The sequence below is a fragment of the Tenacibaculum profundicola genome (genome assembly GCF_057220795.1).
Genome location: NZ_CM170137.1, coordinates 3,804,924 through 3,822,518, shown reverse-complemented (window position 1 = coordinate 3,822,518; position 17,595 = coordinate 3,804,924). Strand labels below are relative to the sequence as shown.

Here is a 17,595-nt window from a genome sequence, read left to right as displayed (position 1 = left end):
TTGAAAAGAGAAATCATTATTACATCCGATGGTTCCAACACCATTCACCTGCCAGAATGGAATGAGCAGTACCATTCTAAACATGGAGCAATTCAAGAAGCTTACCATGTTTTTATTAAAAACGGATTAGATATACTTGATATAGATCCTCTCTCCATTCTTGAAATAGGTTTTGGTACTGGCTTAAATTGTTTTATTACTTTTCTGGAGGCAAATCGTACCATTGATTACGTTGGCGTAGAGGCCTACCCAGTTGGTATTGATGAAATTGAACAGCTAAATTACACCTCTTTGTTAAAGGCTGAAAACAAGGCTAACATTTTTAACAAAATACATACCTATTCATGGGAAGAAAAGCATCAAATTTCAACTAATTTTGCAATCACAAAACAACAAAAGTTCTTTTCTGAAATCAATGATAAAAACACCTATCATTTAATTTATTTTGATGCTTTTGGAGCAAGAGTTCAACCAGAACTATGGACTGAAGACATTTTCAAAAAGATGTACCTAGCACTTAAAGACAACGGTGTTTTAGTGACCTATTCTGCCAAAGGAAGTACTCGAAGAGCCATGCAAGCAGTTGGCTTTTCGGTAGAACGATTGCCAGGACCACCAGGAAAAAGAGAAATGTTAAGAGCAACAAAAACTAAAACATAAAGAAATGAAATTTCAAAGAAGATTTGGAAATAATAGAAAACCAAACTCTAAACGCGGACTACTGCTAGTCGTTTTATTGATTGTTGTTATCATGCTTTGGTACAATGCCGAAAAAATAATTAGCCGTATTTTATAATTTAATACATGAAACCGTTTCAATTTAAAGAATTTACCATAGAACAAGATAAATCTGCCATGAAAATCGGTACAGATGCAGTTCTTTTGGGCGCTTGGTGCTCATTAAAAGAATATCCAGACACCATTTTAGATATCGGATCGGGAACTGGAATACTATCGTTAATGCTGGCACAAAGATGCAATGCCTCTACCATTGATGCTGTCGAAATCGATGGGCAAGCTTACGAACAATCGGTACAAAATTTTGAACAATCTGATTGGGGAGACCGTCTTTTTTGTTACCATGTTTCCTTTAATGAATTTGCCAACGAAATAAGTCAGGAAGAAGAAACCTACGATCTAATTATTTCAAACCCTCCTTTCTATAAAGATGAATACCAAACAAAAGACGAGGCTAGAAATAAGGCTCGGTTTACCACTTCATTAAATTTTGAAGAGCTTCTAAAAGATGTAAGTGCTATTTTGAGTAAACAAGGAGTTTTTGCTGTAATCATTCCGTTTAAAGAAGAAAATGACTTTATCACATTAGCTAGCAATAACAACCTTTATGTAAACAGAGTATGCCATATAAAAGGCAACTGTAATTCAGCTATCAAACGAAGTTTATTAGAGTTCTCTTTTACGAGAACATCGATTCAAAAAGAAGAATTAATTATCGAGAAAGAAAGACATCAATACACGGATGCCTACATAAACCTTACGAAAGATTTTTATTTGAAAATGTAAAAAAATGGTGTTAGTAGTTTTAAGATACTACCGATCTAGTGATAACTAATTAGCTGTTTTAATACTACTTACAGACATCATAGGTTTTCTAAGATATAATGCACGTGAAACTAAAAAGGTTGAGCTTAACGCTCAACCTATATTTTATCCCTTTACACTATCTGGGTTATACCCCAAATAAGGCACTTCCTTTTCCACAAAGGTTATCCCGTAATCTTCTAACTCTTTTAAAATAGGCATATAAACTTCTTTACTAATTGGTATCTGAACACCAGGTGTGGTAATATCTCCATTTAATATTCGTAATGTAGCCATCGCAACTGGGAGCCCAACGGTCTTTGCCATTGCTGTATAGGTTTGATCATCTCCTTTGATCACCATACTACTTTCAATTTGTTTCTTCTTCCCGTCTTTCTCATATCCAAAAATATGATGCATAACAATCATATCCTTATCCTCTGATTCCAATGTCCAAGAATCTATCAATATTTTTTGTAAAATTTGTGCTGGTGTAGCATTTTTTAACCCTACCTTTTTATGAGGATTAAAGAGGCCTATCTCTTCAAATTTATCCCACATGACATCATCTTGGTCAATTTTCAGATACGATCTAAATTTTAACTCTACCGAATCACTCGGAGAATACGCTAAAAACAAGTTTGTAAAATCACGATAACTCATATGTTCTGAATTTTCAATAGAATACGAATCATCGGTCATTCCTAATTGTACAAAAACGTTCCAAGCTCTTGAGAAACCAACTTTTCTTATGGTTCCTCGATACATCGTTTTTATATCTTTTAAACCATATATACTAAGGTATTTTAACGAATCTCGGTTTGCATAAGCTTCGAACTTACCACTTCCATTAATCGTCAAAAATTCAGTTCTTCTAAAAAGTTTATGATACGGTATGTACTTGTACGTCCCTTCCTGTAAAAACATAGACGCTCCACCTTGCCCTGCCATAACCACATTTCTTGGATTCCAGGTAAACTTATAATTCCATAAATTTGTATCACTCTCAGGAGCTACCAAACCACCACAAAAAGATTCAAACAACAACATTTTTCCATTGGCGTCTTTAATTCTATCAATCACTTGCATAGCACTCATGTGGTCAATTCCTGGATCCAATCCAATCTCATTCATAAAAACCAACCCCTTTGATATAGCCTCCTCATTCAGCATATTCATCTCCTTTGATATGTAGGACGCTGTAACCATATGTTTGCTAAAAGTAAGGCAGTCTTTTGCCACTTGTAAATGAAAACGAGCAGGCAACATCGATATTACGATATCTGCCATTTTAATAGCTTCTTCTCTTTCTTCTTTATTAAACACATCTAACTGAATGGCAGCTGCATTTTTATGCCCATTTATGTTTGATAGGGCATTTTCCCTAGATACATCACCAATAGTGATATATAAAGACTCATCCGAAGATTTATCTAATAAATATTTTATAAGCGAAGAGCTTGATCTTCCAGCACCAATAATCAATATTTTTCTCATCTATAAATTGTACTTTTATTGTCATTTATTTACGGATAGCAATATCGTTAAAAAAAAGTTTAATTCTAAACAAAAATATTAAAAATGTATAAAAATTTAACAATAATTTCTATTTTAGGAGCGCTGGCAGTGGTGCTCGGTGCTTTCGGAGCACATCTTCTAAAAGATAAATTAACGCCAGATGCTTTTGAAAGTTTTGAAACAGCTGTTCGATACCAAATGTTTCACGTATTATTTCTTTTGTTTATCAATACCAACGTTCAAATATCAGACACCTTCAAAAAAAAGATAAGTTGGCTGGTCATAGTCGGCATTGTACTATTTTCTGGATCCATTTATGCAATACAACTATTACAAGTTCCAGCTAAACTGATTTGGTTTATAACACCATTAGGTGGAATATTCCTAATTCTAGGGTGGTCATTAGTAGCATTTTATTTCTTAAAAAAGTTATCAAAAGAGAATAGTTAATAAAATTTACCTATGTTTAATCTGTTTTAACAAAAAGAACTATTTTTGTCAAAAATAAAACACAACTAAAATTTTTTAGGATGACAAATCTTGATACGAAAACGATTTCGATAGACGACTTAGGAATTAAGGATGCTACCGTTCGTTATCAATTGACTTCAGACGAGTTGCATGATATTACCATTGAAAAAGAACAAGGAGAAAACACTAGTTTTGGAGCGATCGCTGTTAAAACAGGTGAATTTACAGGTCGCTCCCCTATGGATCGTTTCATTGTTAAAGACGATATCACCAAAGATGAAATTTGGTGGGGAGACATCAACATCCCTTTTGATTCAGAAAAGTTTGACAAATTATACGATAAGGTTACAGAATATCTTTCAAACAAAGAAGTTTTCGTGCGAGATTGTTATGCTTGTGCTGATGAAAATTATAAGTTAAACATTAGAGTAGTCAATGAATACCCATGGAGTAACATGTTTGCACATAACATGTTTTTGCGCCCTACCAAAGAAGAATTAAAAGGTTTTTCTTCTGAATGGACGGTTGTCAATGCTCCTGGCTTTATGGCAAACCCTGAGATAGACGGCACACGTCAACACAATTTTGCGATCTTAAACTTTTCTAGGAAAGTCGCATTAATTGGAGGAACAGGATATACAGGAGAAATAAAGAAAGGAATCTTTTCAGCATTAAACTTTATTCTACCTGTATATAAAAACACCTTACCAATGCATTGCTCTGCAAATGTTGGAAAAGATGGAGATACCGCTATTTTCTTTGGTTTATCTGGGACAGGAAAAACCACCTTATCAACAGATCCGAATCGTAGTTTAATTGGAGATGATGAGCACGGTTGGACTTCTGAAAACTCAGTTTTTAATTTTGAAGGTGGTTGTTACGCCAAAGTAATCGACTTATCTCAAGATAAAGAACCTGAAATTTATGCAGCTATTAAGCGTGGCGCTATTTTAGAAAACGTTGTAATGGATAAGGCAGGAAATGTTGATTTCGCTGATACCTCTATAACACAAAATACGCGTGTAAGCTACCCTATTCACCATATTGAAAATATTAGAATTCCTTCTACAGGAAGTAATCCTAAGAATATATTTTTCTTAACGGCCGATGCATTTGGAGTATTACCTCCGATATCTAAATTAACACCTGGCCAAGCCGCTTATCATTTTATTTCTGGGTACACTGCAAAAGTAGCCGGTACAGAAGCCGGAGTTACTGAGCCTTTACCAAGTTTTTCAGCTTGTTTTGGAGCTCCTTTTATGCCTTTACACCCAACTCGCTATGCCGAAATGCTAAGCGAAAAAATGAAAGAAACTAAGGTAAACGTTTGGTTAATTAACACCGGGTGGTTTGCCGGACCTTACGGAGTAGGAAATAGAATGAAATTGAAATACACGCGTGCTATGATTAATGCTGCGTTAAATGGTGAACTAGGTGAAATAACACATGAAAACTACCATATACATTCAGTATTTGGTTTAGCACAGCCACGAAAATGCCCTGGCGTTCCAACTGAGTTATTAAGTCAACGTAAAGCTTGGAATAACGATGAGGGATACTATAAAACAGCGCACAAATTGGCAGATTCTTTTAGAGAAAACTTCAAGAAGTATAAAGACTATGCTAATGAGGAAATTTTAGCTGGTGGGCCACCAATCATAAAAAAATAACACTTTTAGAAAGCATCCTTAACGGATGCTTTTTTTATGAAAAAATACTGATTATTTTAGCAAAAAAAAATAACATGACGGTACGAGGTAATATAGTTGATATTATAAACAGAAACATCTTTAAAGGGGAGATAGAAATCAAAAATGGAAAAATAACATCTGTAAGAGCTATAGATCATACTTGCGAAAGTTATATTCTACCGGGCTTTATTGATGCACATATCCACATTGAAAGCTCTATGCTGGTACCTTCAGAATTTGCGAAAATTGCCGTAAAGCACGGTACTGTAGCAACAGTTTCGGACCCTCATGAGATCGCCAATGTTTTAGGTGTTAAAGGGGTTGACTTTATGATTGAAAACGGAAAAAAAGTACCTTTTAAATTCAATTTTGGCGCACCATCTTGCGTACCAGCTACTTCTTTTGAAAATGCAGGTGCCATCATTGACTCAGATGATATTCAACAAATGATGGCCAACCCCGATATTAAGTACTTAGCCGAAATGATGAACTATCCAGGTGTTATTTATGATGATGAAGAGGTGTTAAAAAAAATTGCTTGGGCGAAACATTACCATAAACCAGTAGACGGCCATGCGCCAGGCCTGAGAGGTGATGATCTTACCAAATATATCGCGGCAGGAATTTATACCGATCACGAGTGTTTTACCTATGACGAAGCGTTAGAAAAGCTCCAAAAAGGAATGAAAGTAATCATCCGAGAAGGAAGTGCTGCAAAAAATTTTGAAGCGCTAATTGACCTTCTTCCTGAACACTATGAAAACATAATGTTCTGCTCGGATGACAAACACCCCGATGATTTGTTAGTTGGTCATATAAACCAACTTTGTGAACGTGCCGTAGCCAAAGGAATTGACATTTTCAAAATATTACAAGCAGCCTGTGTAAATCCAGTGAACCACTATAATTTAGACGTGGGCTTGTTAAAAGAAGGTGATCCTGCTGATTTTATCATTACCAAAAGTTTAGAAACCTTTAAAATAGCACAAACCTACATCGATGGTCAATTAGTTGCTGAAAATGGAGTTTCTTTTATAAAACCAGTTGGTTTTGACGTATTAAATAACTTTAATACGGATACAAAAAACGTTGAAGATTTCGAATTTTATTCAGCATCAGAAAAAATACGAGTAATTGAGGCCCTCGATGGTGAATTGGTTACAAATAATATAGAGTTGCCTTCCTTAATTGAAAATGGAAACTTAATATCAGATACATCCAATGATATTTTAAAAATGACGGTAGTTAACCGCTATCAAAACACAACTCCTTCCATTGCTTTTATTAAAAATTTCGGACTAACAGAGGGAGCTATTGCAAGTTCTGTTGGGCATGATTCCCATAATATCATAGCGGTAGGAGCTACTGATGAAATGATTTGTAAAGCAGTGAACCTTCTCATTGAAAATAAAGGAGGAATTTGCGCAGTTACTAAAGAAACTAGTAAAGTGGTAGCGTTACCAGTAGCTGGAATAATGAGTGATAAACCTGCAGAAGAGATTGGTAAAGCTTATGCCGAATTAGACGCCATGGCTAAAAGCATGGGAAGCACGCTTAGAGCCCCCTATATGACCCTATCTTTTATGGCATTATTAGTAATCCCTTCCTTAAAACTTTCTGATAAAGGATTGTTTGATGGAAATTCATTTCAATTCACCTCAGTAGAAATAAAGTAACACCATATCTTAGATATACGTTACACAACCATTTCCTTGCAGTCATGCTGATACGTTATACCATGGAAATAACAAACTAAAGTCTGTATAAAATATGATCATCTATAGATCGGTATTTACCATAAACAATTACGATCGTTAAATTAACATCAGATGGTATTATTATATAATGCCACTATGTTTTTACCCTATAAAAAAAGCCTCATCAATTTGCATTGATGAGGCCTTTTAATACATTTATAATACCATTTACCTATTAAAATTCCCGTAATAAAACGCTCCTTTCAAATTACACATGGTAGTATTCACCTTTATTCTATAATCATTTTTTTGGTCGCTACCTTATGACTGTTGATATAAAGTGTGTAATAGTACACCCCAGAAGCTAGTGATGCGCTGTTAAAATACAACTCTTGCTCGCCTAGTTCAGTTAAATGTACCGTATCTATTATTTGCCCTGTCGTATTGCTAAATACAATGGCTGCTTTTTCATAGTCCACTGGCACATAGTACTTAATAGACGTTGTTCCGTTAAATGGATTGGGTATGTTTTGGTATAAAATTGGTCGTTCATTTTTAGGAACTTCCCCACTCGTATTTAAGGTACCTTCACAAGCACAGGCTTCTATTGCTCCTACTCTAGAAATCAAATCGTCTATTTGTGACTGTTGAGCTGAAGTTTGAGATTCTACACTTGTTAAAATAGACGATAAATCAACATTCACTGACCCTCCATTTTCAATAGCTATGGTTAAAGTATTCCCAGAAAGTGTTGCTGAAGTTAAACTCTGATTGTCAGAATTTGCATAGGCTGATAAATCTATCGTGTTACCGTTGGTAATGGTTAAATTATCGCCAGATAATGCTAATGTTTGACTGTCAGTTCCTGTACCGTCTTGTAAGCTCGATAAGTCAACACTGTTTCCGTTAGCGATGCTTAAACTCGTTCCTGTTAAGCTTAGGTTTTGTGCATCCGTATTATCTAGGTATTCTGATAAATCAACCGTAGTACCATCATTGGTTAAGCTTAAGGTATTTCCACTTAAATCTAAATCCTGATTATCCGTTCCCGTACCATCTTGCAAACTTGATAAATCAACACTGTTTCCGTTAGCAATGCTTAAACTAGTTCCAGTTAAGCTTAGGTTTTGTGCATCCGTATTATCTAGGTATCCTGATAAATCAACCGTAGTACCATCATTGGTTAAGCTTAAGGTATTTCCACTTAAATCTAAATCCTGATTATCCGTTCCTGTACCATCTTGTAAGCTTGATAAGTCAACACTATTTCCGTTAGCAATGCTTAAGCTCGTTCCCGTAAAACTTAAACTTTGTGCATCCGTATTATCCAAATACCCAGATAAATCAACCGTAGTACCGTCGTTGGTTAAGCTTAGCGTATTTCCACTTAAATCTAAATCCTGATTATCCGTTCCTGTACCATCTTGTAAGCTTGATAAGTCAACACTATTTCCGTTAGCAATGCTTAAGCTCGTTCCCGTAAAACTTAAACTTTGTGCATCCGTATTATCCAAATACCCAGATAAATCAACCGTAGTACCGTCGTTGGTTAAGCTTAGCGTATTTCCGGTTAAATCTAAGTCTTGCGCATCCGTATTGTCCAAATATCCTGATAAATCAACCGTAGTACCATCATTGGTTAAGCTTAAGGTATTTCCACTTAAATCTAAATCCTGATTATCCGTTCCCGTACCATCTTGCAAACTTGATAAATCAACACTGTTTCCGTTAGCAATGCTTAAGCTAGTTCCTGTGAAGTTTAAACTTTGAGCATCCGTATTGTCTAGGTATCCTGATAAATCAACCGTAGTACCATCATTGGTTAAACTTAAGGTGTTTACAGTTAAATCTAAATCCTGATTATCCGTTCCCGTACCATCTTGTAAGCTTGATAAATCAACACTGTTCCCATTAGCGATACTTAAGCTCGTTCCCGTAAAACTTAAACTTTGTGCATCCGTATTGTCTAAATACCCCGATAAATCAACCGTAGTACCATCATTCGTTAAACTTAAGGTATTTACAGTTAAATCTAAATCTTGCGCATCCGTATTATCTAAATACCCCGATAAATCAACCGTAGTACCATCATTCGTTAAACTCAAGGTATTTACAGTTAAATCTAAGTCCTGATTATCCGTTCCCGTACCATCTTGTAAGCTTGATAAATCAACACTGTTCCCGTTAGCGATACTTAAGCTCGTTCTCGTAAAACTTAAACTTTGTGCATCCGTATTGTCTAAATACCCCGATAAATCAACCGTAGTACCATCATTGGTTAAACTCAAGATATTTACAGTTAAATCTAAGTCCTGATTATCCGTTCCCGTACCATCTTGTAAGCTCGATAAATCAACACTGTTTCCGTTAGCGATACTTAAACTCGTTCCGGTAAAACTTAAACTTTGTGCATCCGTATTGTCTAGGTATCCTGATAAATCAACCGTACTACCATCATTCGTTAAACTCAAGGTATTTCCACTTAAATCTAAATCTTGCGCATCCGTATTGTCCAAATACCCCGATAAATCAACCGTAGTACCATCATTGGTTAAACTTAAGGTGTTTACAGTTAAATCTAAATCCTGATTATCCGTTCCCGTACCATCTTGTAAGCTCGATAAATCAACACTGTTTCCATTAGCGATGCTTAAACTCGTTCCGGTAAACGTTAAGTTTTGAGCATCCGTATTGTCTAAATACCCCGATAAATCAACCGTAGTACCATCATTCGTTAAACTTAAGGTGTTTACAGTTAAATCTAAATCCTGATTATCCGTTCCCGTACCGTCTTGTAAGCTTGATAAATCAACGCTGTTTCCATTAGCGATGCTTAAACTCGTTCCGGTAAACGTTAAGTTTTGAGCATCCGTATTGTCTAAATACCCCGATAAATCAACCGTAGTACCATCATTCGTTAAACTTAAGGTGTTTACAGTTAAATCTAAATCCTGATTATCCGTTCCCGTACCATCTTGTAAACTCGATAAATCAACACTGTTTCCGTTAGCGATGCTTAAACTAGTTCCGGTAAACGTTAAGTTTTGAGCATCCGTATTGTCTAAATACCCCGATAAATCAACCGTAGTACCATCATTCGTTAAACTTAAGGTGTTTACAGTTAAATCTAAATCCTGATTATCCGTTCCCGTACCGTCTTGTAAGCTTGATAAATCAACGCTGTTTCCATTAGCGATGCTTAAACTCGTTCCGGTAAACGTTAAGTTTTGAGCATCCGTATTGTCTAAATACCCCGATAAATCAACCGTAGTACCATCATTCGTTAAACTTAAGGTGTTTACAGTTAAATCTAAATCCTGATTATCCGTTCCCGTACCATCTTGTAAACTCGATAAATCAACACTGTTTCCGTTAGCGATGCTTAAACTAGTTCCGGTAAACGTTAAGTTTTGAGCATCCGTATTGTCTAAATACCCCGATAAATCAACCGTAGTACCATCATTCGTTAAACTTAAGGTGTTTACAGTTAAATCTAAATCTTGCGCATCCGTATCTGCCTCAGAGGCAATCCATTGAGTACCATCCCATGAAAAAGGAGAATTTAAATCTACATCATATACAAACAACCCTTTTTCTGAAGCTGCTAAACTTGTTTGCAAAGTTGTTCTTTCCGCTGTAGTTAATCTATTTAGCAGTAAGCCTTTGTTGGCACCTGTTAAATCTAAAGACGCATTGGAATTAGGAGTATTCGTTCCAATACCCACACTTAACGGATTAGTTTCACCTCCTAAAACCATGGTGTTTTCATTCGCTGCTGTAGCCGCATTCCCTATTGCTATAGCATTATTACCAGTTACCACAGCATTGTAGCCTATGGCGATATTATTGGTTGCCGTACCTCCTGTATCATTCGAAGCCGCTCCATAGCCTATTACGATGGCACCGTCATTTTGCACAACAGATCCAGAACCAACTGCTACAGCTTGCGTATTATCTATATCAACACTATTTCCTATACCCACTGCATACGATTGTGAAATGTTTATTTGATCTCCAAGACCCACAGAATAGTCGGCATTTGCGTTCATATTAAAATCATTTCCTATACCAACAGCTCTTGTTCCTCGCATATCATGTAACTGACCAACGGAAATACTATACTGGCCTGTATTATAACCAAGATACCCCATCATAATCACATCATTATTACCAACTGTCATGTCTGCCCCTATAAAAACAGTTCTACTTCGGTTGGTATTGGTATAATTAGATAAAGCTCCCATACCTACATTATCTTGCCCTTCTCTATTGGTAAACCCTGTATAATAACCAACATAGGTATTTCTATTTGCGTTGGCAGTCGAGTTAGTTCTGTTATTGTCCCAACCAGACATCGCACCCACAAAAGTATTATAATCTGCATATTCAGTAGCTGGCCCTGCTGCTGCTCCTATAAACGTATTATAAATACCATCTCCTACATCTATCCCTGAAGAATCTCCCAAAGCCGTGTTATGATGACCCTCATCTACATCACTCATTGATTCACTACCTACTGCTGTATTTCTATACCCTACACCAGCACTAATTCCTGCCTCATTACCTATAAATGTATTTCTATACCCAGTGGTATTACTAAAACCAGCATCCTCTCCTATAAATGTATTTTCATACCCTGTGGTATTCAGAGTTCCAGATTCTTCTCCAACAAAGGTATTGTCGTAACCCGTTGTATTGCGCTCCCCAGATTCTGTACCAATAAACGTATTGTCACCACCATTAATATTAGAATATCCAGCTTGCCAGCCAATAAAAGTATTATCGAATCCTGTGGTATTGCTATATCCAGCTTGGTAGCCAATGGCTACCCCTTCACTAGTTGTCCAGGAACGACCTGCTTGATAGCCTAAAAATGTATTATAATGTCCTGATGTAATATTAGAACCAGTGCTGTCTCCATACATGGTGTTGTAGTCTCCTGTGGTTATACTTACCCCAGAACCTGTTCCGGAAGTTTCATTAAGTGTTTGGGCATGCACTCCTATAAAGCTAAGCAGCAAAATACCCAGTAGTACTCTTTTTATTGTATTCATAAGTAGTAGGTTTTATATTAATTAGTTGTTGTTTTGTGTTACGCAGTAGTTTATCTACGTAGCTATTGTTTTTGTGTTTAAAAAATTATTTTTATTGTTTTTTTTATATCCTTAGTACTATATTTGTACTAGATTTTTGCACCTATATTTCTTTAAAAAATATTGTTTTGCTTAATAAATTCGAAGTTTTCCTTGATGATTGCATTCCTATTAGGATCTGAAAAAACAGCACACGCGATAGTGCGCGAGCTATTCAATTTTCTTATTATAAAAATCAAAGGATCCAATGGAGTATTTAACGGGATTGCTTAATACCCATGCTTAGGTAAAAGTTACACAAGCATTTACTTCCAGTCATGCTTATATATTATTCTATATATCAGCATTTACCATAAACAATCATGTTCGGTAAATTAACATCAGAAATGGCATAACACTTGGGAAAGCGAAAGTTAAAACTACCCATTGGTAGATTCTACATCATAAATATCAATGCGTTTTGGGGAAAACTTCTTAACAGACGATAGTTATCATATTTTTTTACTAAACAAAAGAACGTAAACTTACTAAACTATTAGATTTAAATTGTGGGTTTTAAGGTTTTGCTTTGCAAACCTATTATTTTTTTTCTTAAAATAACGAAAAAATTAAATAAATACTAAAAAATCGAAGTTATTTTTAGGATTTTCGCAAAACACACCATAAAGCCTAACTAAAAAAAATACTTGCTGGAGCTTTTTAGTTTACTCTATCGCATCATATCTCACAGACTTATTAACAACTCATGAGGCAAAATACATTCATCGTTTTTGTTTTAAATTTTCTTCTATTACGTTTTATATCCCATTATGATTTTATCCCTATAAAAAAGCTTCATCAATACAAATTGATGAAGCTTTTCAATACATTTATTAATACCATTTATATATTAAAATTACCGTAATAAAACGCTCCTTTCAAATTACACATGGTAGTATTCACCTTTATTCTATAATCATTTTTTTGGTCGCTACCTTATGACTGTTGATATAAAGTGTGTAATAGTACACCCCAGAAGCTAGTGATGCGCTGTTAAAATACAACTCTTGCTCGCCTAGTTCAGTTAAATGTACCGTATCTATTATTTGCCCTGTCGTATTGCTAAATACAATGGCTGCTTTTTCATAGGTCACTGGTACATAGTACTTAATAGACGTTGTTCCGTTAAATGGATTCGGTATGTTTTGGTATAAAATTGGTCGTTCATTTTTAGGAACTTCCCCACTCGTATTTAAGGTACCTTCACAAGCACAGCTCTCCACGATATCTAAGCGATCTAACACAGTTGTCATTTGTGATTCAAGCGTTGCTACTTTTGTTTCAGCTGCACTTAAATCTGACTGCAATGTTCCGATTAATGGAGATAAATCAACACTAACTGAAGCTCCATTTTCTATCTCAATAATTAAATTTTGACCCGATAAAGTAGCTGAAGTCAGATCTTGATTTCCTGAATTTATAAAACTAGAAAGATCTATCGTATTCCCATTACTTATACTTAACGTACTTCCTGTTAAGTTTAAACTTTGAGCATCCGTATTGTCTAAATAGCCTGATAAATCAACCGTAGTACCATCATTGGTTAAGCTTAAGGTATTTCCACTTAAATCTAAATCCTGATTATCCGTTCCCGTACCATCTTGTAAGCTTGATAAATCAACACTGTTTCCGTTAGCAATGCTTAAGTTAGTTCCTGTAAAAGTTAAATTCTGCGCATCCGTATTATCCAAATACCCCGATAAATCAACCGTAGTACCATCGTTGGTTAAACTCAAGGTATTTCCAGTTAAATCTAAATCCTGATTATCCGTTCCTGTACCATCTTGTAAGCTTGATAAATCAACGCTGTTTCCGTTAGCGATGCTTAAACTAGTTCCGGTAAACGTTAAATTCTGCGCATCCGTATTGTCTAAATACCCCGATAAATCAACCGTAGTACCATCGTTCGTTAAGCTTAAGGTGTTTCCTGATAAGTCTAAATCCTGATTATCCGTTCCTGTACCATCTTGTAAGCTTGATAAGTCAACACTATTTCCGTTAGCAATGCTTAAGCTCGTTCCCGTAAAACTTAAACTTTGTGCATCCGTATTATCCAAATACCCAGATAAATCAACCGTAGTACCGTCGTTGGTTAAGCTTAGCGTATTTCCGGTTAAATCTAAGTCTTGCGCATCCGTATTGTCCAAATATCCTGATAAATCAACCGTAGTACCATCATTGGTTAAGCTTAAGGTATTTCCACTTAAATCTAAATCCTGATTATCCGTTCCCGTACCATCTTGCAAACTTGATAAATCAACACTGTTTCCGTTAGCAATGCTTAAGCTAGTTCCTGTGAAGTTTAAACTTTGAGCATCCGTATTGTCTAGGTATCCTGATAAATCAACCGTAGTACCATCATTGGTTAAACTTAAGGTGTTTACAGTTAAATCTAAATCCTGATTATCCGTTCCCGTACCATCTTGTAAGCTTGATAAATCAACACTGTTCCCATTAGCGATACTTAAGCTCGTTCCCGTAAAACTTAAACTTTGTGCATCCGTATTGTCTAAATACCCCGATAAATCAACCGTAGTACCATCATTCGTTAAACTTAAGGTATTTACAGTTAAATCTAAATCTTGCGCATCCGTATTATCTAAATACCCCGATAAATCAACCGTAGTACCATCATTCGTTAAACTCAAGGTATTTACAGTTAAATCTAAGTCCTGATTATCCGTTCCCGTACCATCTTGTAAGCTTGATAAATCAACACTGTTCCCGTTAGCGATACTTAAGCTCGTTCCGGTAAAACTTAAACTTTGTGCATCCGTATTGTCTAAATACCCCGATAAATCAACCGTAGTACCATCATTGGTTAAACTCAAGATATTTACAGTTAAATCTAAGTCCTGATTATCCGTTCCCGTACCATCTTGTAAGCTCGATAAATCAACACTGTTTCCGTTAGCGATACTTAAACTCGTTCCGGTAAAACTTAAACTTTGTGCATCCGTATTGTCTAGGTATCCTGATAAATCAACCGTACTACCATCATTCGTTAAACTCAAGGTATTTCCACTTAAATCTAAATCTTGCGCATCCGTATTGTCCAAATACCCCGATAAATCAACCGTAGTACCATCATTGGTTAAACTTAAGGTGTTTACAGTTAAATCTAAATCCTGATTATCCGTTCCCGTACCATCTTGTAAGCTCGATAAATCAACACTGTTTCCATTAGCGATGCTTAAACTCGTTCCGGTAAACGTTAAGTTTTGAGCATCCGTATTGTCTAAATACCCCGATAAATCAACCGTAGTACCATCATTGGTTAAACTTAAGGTGTTTACAGTTAAATCTAAATCCTGATTATCCGTTCCCGTACCGTCTTGTAAGCTTGATAAATCAACACTGTTTCCATTAGCGATGCTTAAACTCGTTCCGGTAAACGTTAAGTTTTGAGCATCCGTATTGTCTAAATACCCCGATAAATCAACCGTAGTACCATCATTCGTTAAACTTAAGGTGTTTACAGTTAAATCTAAATCCTGATTATCCGTTCCTGTACCATCTTGTAAACTCGATAAATCAACACTGTTTCCGTTAGCGATGCTTAAACTCGTTCCGGTAAACGTTAAGTTTTGAGCATCCGTATTGTCTAAATACCCCGATAAATCAACCGTAGTACCATCATTGGTTAAGCTTAAGGTATTTCCTGATAAATCTAAATCTTGCGCATCCGTATCTGCCTCAGAGGCAATCCATTGAGTACCATCCCATGAAAAAGGAGAATTTAAATCTACATCATATACAAACAATCCTTTTTCTGAAGCTGCTAAACTTGTTTGCAAAGTTGTTCTTTCCGCTGTGGTTAATCTATTTAGCAGTAAGCCTTTGTTGGCACCTGTTAAATCTAAAGACGCATTGGAATTAGGAGTATTCGTTCCAATACCCACACTTAACGGATTAGTTTCACCTCCTAAAACCATGGTGTTTTCATTCGCTGCTGTAGCCGCATTCCCTATTGCTATAGCATTATTACCAGTTACCACAGCATTGTAGCCTATGGCGATATTATTGGTTGCCGTACCTCCTGTATCATTCGAAGCCGCTCCATAGCCTATTACGATGGCACCGTCATTTTGTACAACAGATCCAGAACCAACTGCTACAGCTTGCGTATTATCTATATCAACACTATTTCCTATACCCACTGCATACGATTGTGAAATATTTATTTGATCTCCAAGACCCACAGAATAGTCGGCATCTGCGTTCATATTAAAATCATTTCCTATACCAACAGCTCTTGTTCCTCGCATATCATGTAACTGACCAACGGAAATACTATACTGACCTGTATTATAACCAAGATACCCCATCATAATAACATCATTATTACCAACTGTCATGTCTGCCCCTATAAAAACAGTTCTACTTCGGTTGGTATTGGTATAATTAGATAAAGCTCCCATACCTACATTATCTTGCCCTTCTCTATTGGTAAACCCTGTATAATAACCAACATAGGTATTTCTATTTGCGTTGGCAGTCGAGTTAGTTCTGTTATTGTCCCAGCCAGACATCGCACCCACAAAGGTATTATAATCTGCCCATTCAGTAGCTACCCCTGCTGCTGCTCCTATAAACGTATTATAAATACCATCTCCTACATCTATCCCTGAAGAATCTCCCAAAGCCGTGTTATGATGACCGTCATCTACATCACTCATTGATTCACTACCTACTGCTGTATTTCTATACCCTACATTAGCACTAATTCCTGCCTCATTACCTATAAAAACATTTTTATACCCTGTAGTATTATACATACCAGCATCCTCCCCTATAAATGTGTTTTCATACCCTGTGGTATTGCTATATCCAGATTCTTCTCCAACAAAGGTATTGTCGTAACCCGTTGTATTGAACTCCCCAGATTCTGTACCAATAAACGTATTGTCACCACCATTAATATTAGAATACCCAGCTTGCGCGCCAATAAAAATATTATCGAATCCTGTGGTATTGCTATATCCAGCTTGGTAGCCAATGGCTATCCCTTCACTAGTTGTCCAGGAACGACCTGCTTGATAGCCTAAAAATGTATTTTGACTTCCTGATGTAATATTAGAACCAGTGCTGTCTCCATACATGGTGTTGTAGTCTCCTGTGGTTATACTTACCCCAGAACCTGTTCCAGAAGTTTCATTAAGTGTTTGTGCATGCACTCCTATAAAGCTAAGCAGTAAAATACCCAGTAGTACTCTTTTTATTGTATTCATAAGTAGTAGGTTTTATATTAATTAGTTGTTGTTTTGTGTTACGCAGTAGTTTATCTACGCAGTCATTATTTTCGTGTTAAAAAAAATCTTTTGCTATTTTTTTCACATTGCTAGTATTAAGCTTATCCTAACTTTTCCTACCTATATCTCCTTTAGATTTTAAAAAAATGCTTGTTTTATCTAATAGACTGGACGTTTTTCTAAGTGATTACATTAATTTTAGTAGCTAAAAAACAGCATACTAAATTTGTAAGATATTCAGTTTTCTTATTACAAAAAACCAAAGAATTCTATAAAGCACTTAACCGAAGCC

At 35.9% G+C, this 17,595-nt stretch carries 8 protein-coding genes; 5 read left to right on the top strand and 3 right to left on the bottom strand.

Annotation, left to right across the window (positions count from 1 at the left end):
• On the top strand, nt 1-660 hold the full coding sequence (mnmC2, locus tag AC2TDS_RS15595; RefSeq protein WP_484736505.1) for a tRNA (5-methylaminomethyl-2-thiouridine)(34)-methyltransferase MnmC2: 660 nt from the start codon (nt 1-3) through the stop codon (nt 658-660).
• Nucleotides 661-804: 144 nt separating this feature from the next.
• Nucleotides 805-1,524, top strand: a complete 720-nt coding sequence (locus AC2TDS_RS15590; RefSeq protein WP_484736504.1) for a tRNA1(Val) (adenine(37)-N6)-methyltransferase — start codon at nt 805-807, stop codon at nt 1,522-1,524.
• A gap of 144 nt (nt 1,525-1,668) precedes the next feature.
• Here the strand turns inward: AC2TDS_RS15590 and AC2TDS_RS15585 are convergent, their stop codons facing one another.
• Complete coding sequence (locus AC2TDS_RS15585; RefSeq protein ID WP_484736503.1) at nt 1,669-3,039, bottom strand: saccharopine dehydrogenase family protein; 1,371 nt, start codon at nt 3,037-3,039, stop codon at nt 1,669-1,671.
• 84 nt (nt 3,040-3,123) lie between these two features.
• Between AC2TDS_RS15585 and AC2TDS_RS15580 the strand changes: the two genes are divergently transcribed.
• From AC2TDS_RS15580 to ade, 3 genes are all read left to right on the top strand, one after another.
• A complete protein-coding gene (locus tag AC2TDS_RS15580; protein ID WP_484736502.1) occupies nt 3,124-3,510 on the top strand; it encodes a DUF423 domain-containing protein in 387 nt (128 codons plus the stop codon).
• Between the two features lie 80 nt (nt 3,511-3,590).
• Nucleotides 3,591-5,201 carry a phosphoenolpyruvate carboxykinase (ATP) gene (gene pckA / locus AC2TDS_RS15575; protein WP_484736501.1) on the top strand — a complete coding sequence of 537 codons (1,611 nt, stop codon included), beginning with the start codon at nt 3,591-3,593 and terminating at the stop codon, nt 5,199-5,201.
• 74 nt (nt 5,202-5,275) lie between these two features.
• Nucleotides 5,276-6,898: an adenine deaminase gene (gene ade / locus AC2TDS_RS15570; RefSeq protein ID WP_484736500.1), complete on the top strand. Its 1,623-nt coding sequence runs from the start codon at nt 5,276-5,278 to the stop codon at nt 6,896-6,898.
• Nucleotides 6,899-7,209: 311 nt separating this feature from the next.
• On the opposite strand, the gene AC2TDS_RS15565 is transcribed toward ade, so the two are convergent.
• Both AC2TDS_RS15565 and AC2TDS_RS15560 read right to left on the bottom strand, forming a co-directional pair.
• Nucleotides 7,210-11,973: a phage tail-like protein gene (locus AC2TDS_RS15565; protein WP_484736499.1), complete on the bottom strand. Its 4,764-nt coding sequence runs from the start codon at nt 11,971-11,973 to the stop codon at nt 7,210-7,212.
• A 983-nt stretch (nt 11,974-12,956) separates the two neighbouring features.
• Nucleotides 12,957-17,282: a phage tail-like protein gene (locus tag AC2TDS_RS15560; RefSeq protein ID WP_484736498.1), complete on the bottom strand. Its 4,326-nt coding sequence runs from the start codon at nt 17,280-17,282 to the stop codon at nt 12,957-12,959.
• Between the last annotated feature and the right edge of the window lie 313 nt (nt 17,283-17,595).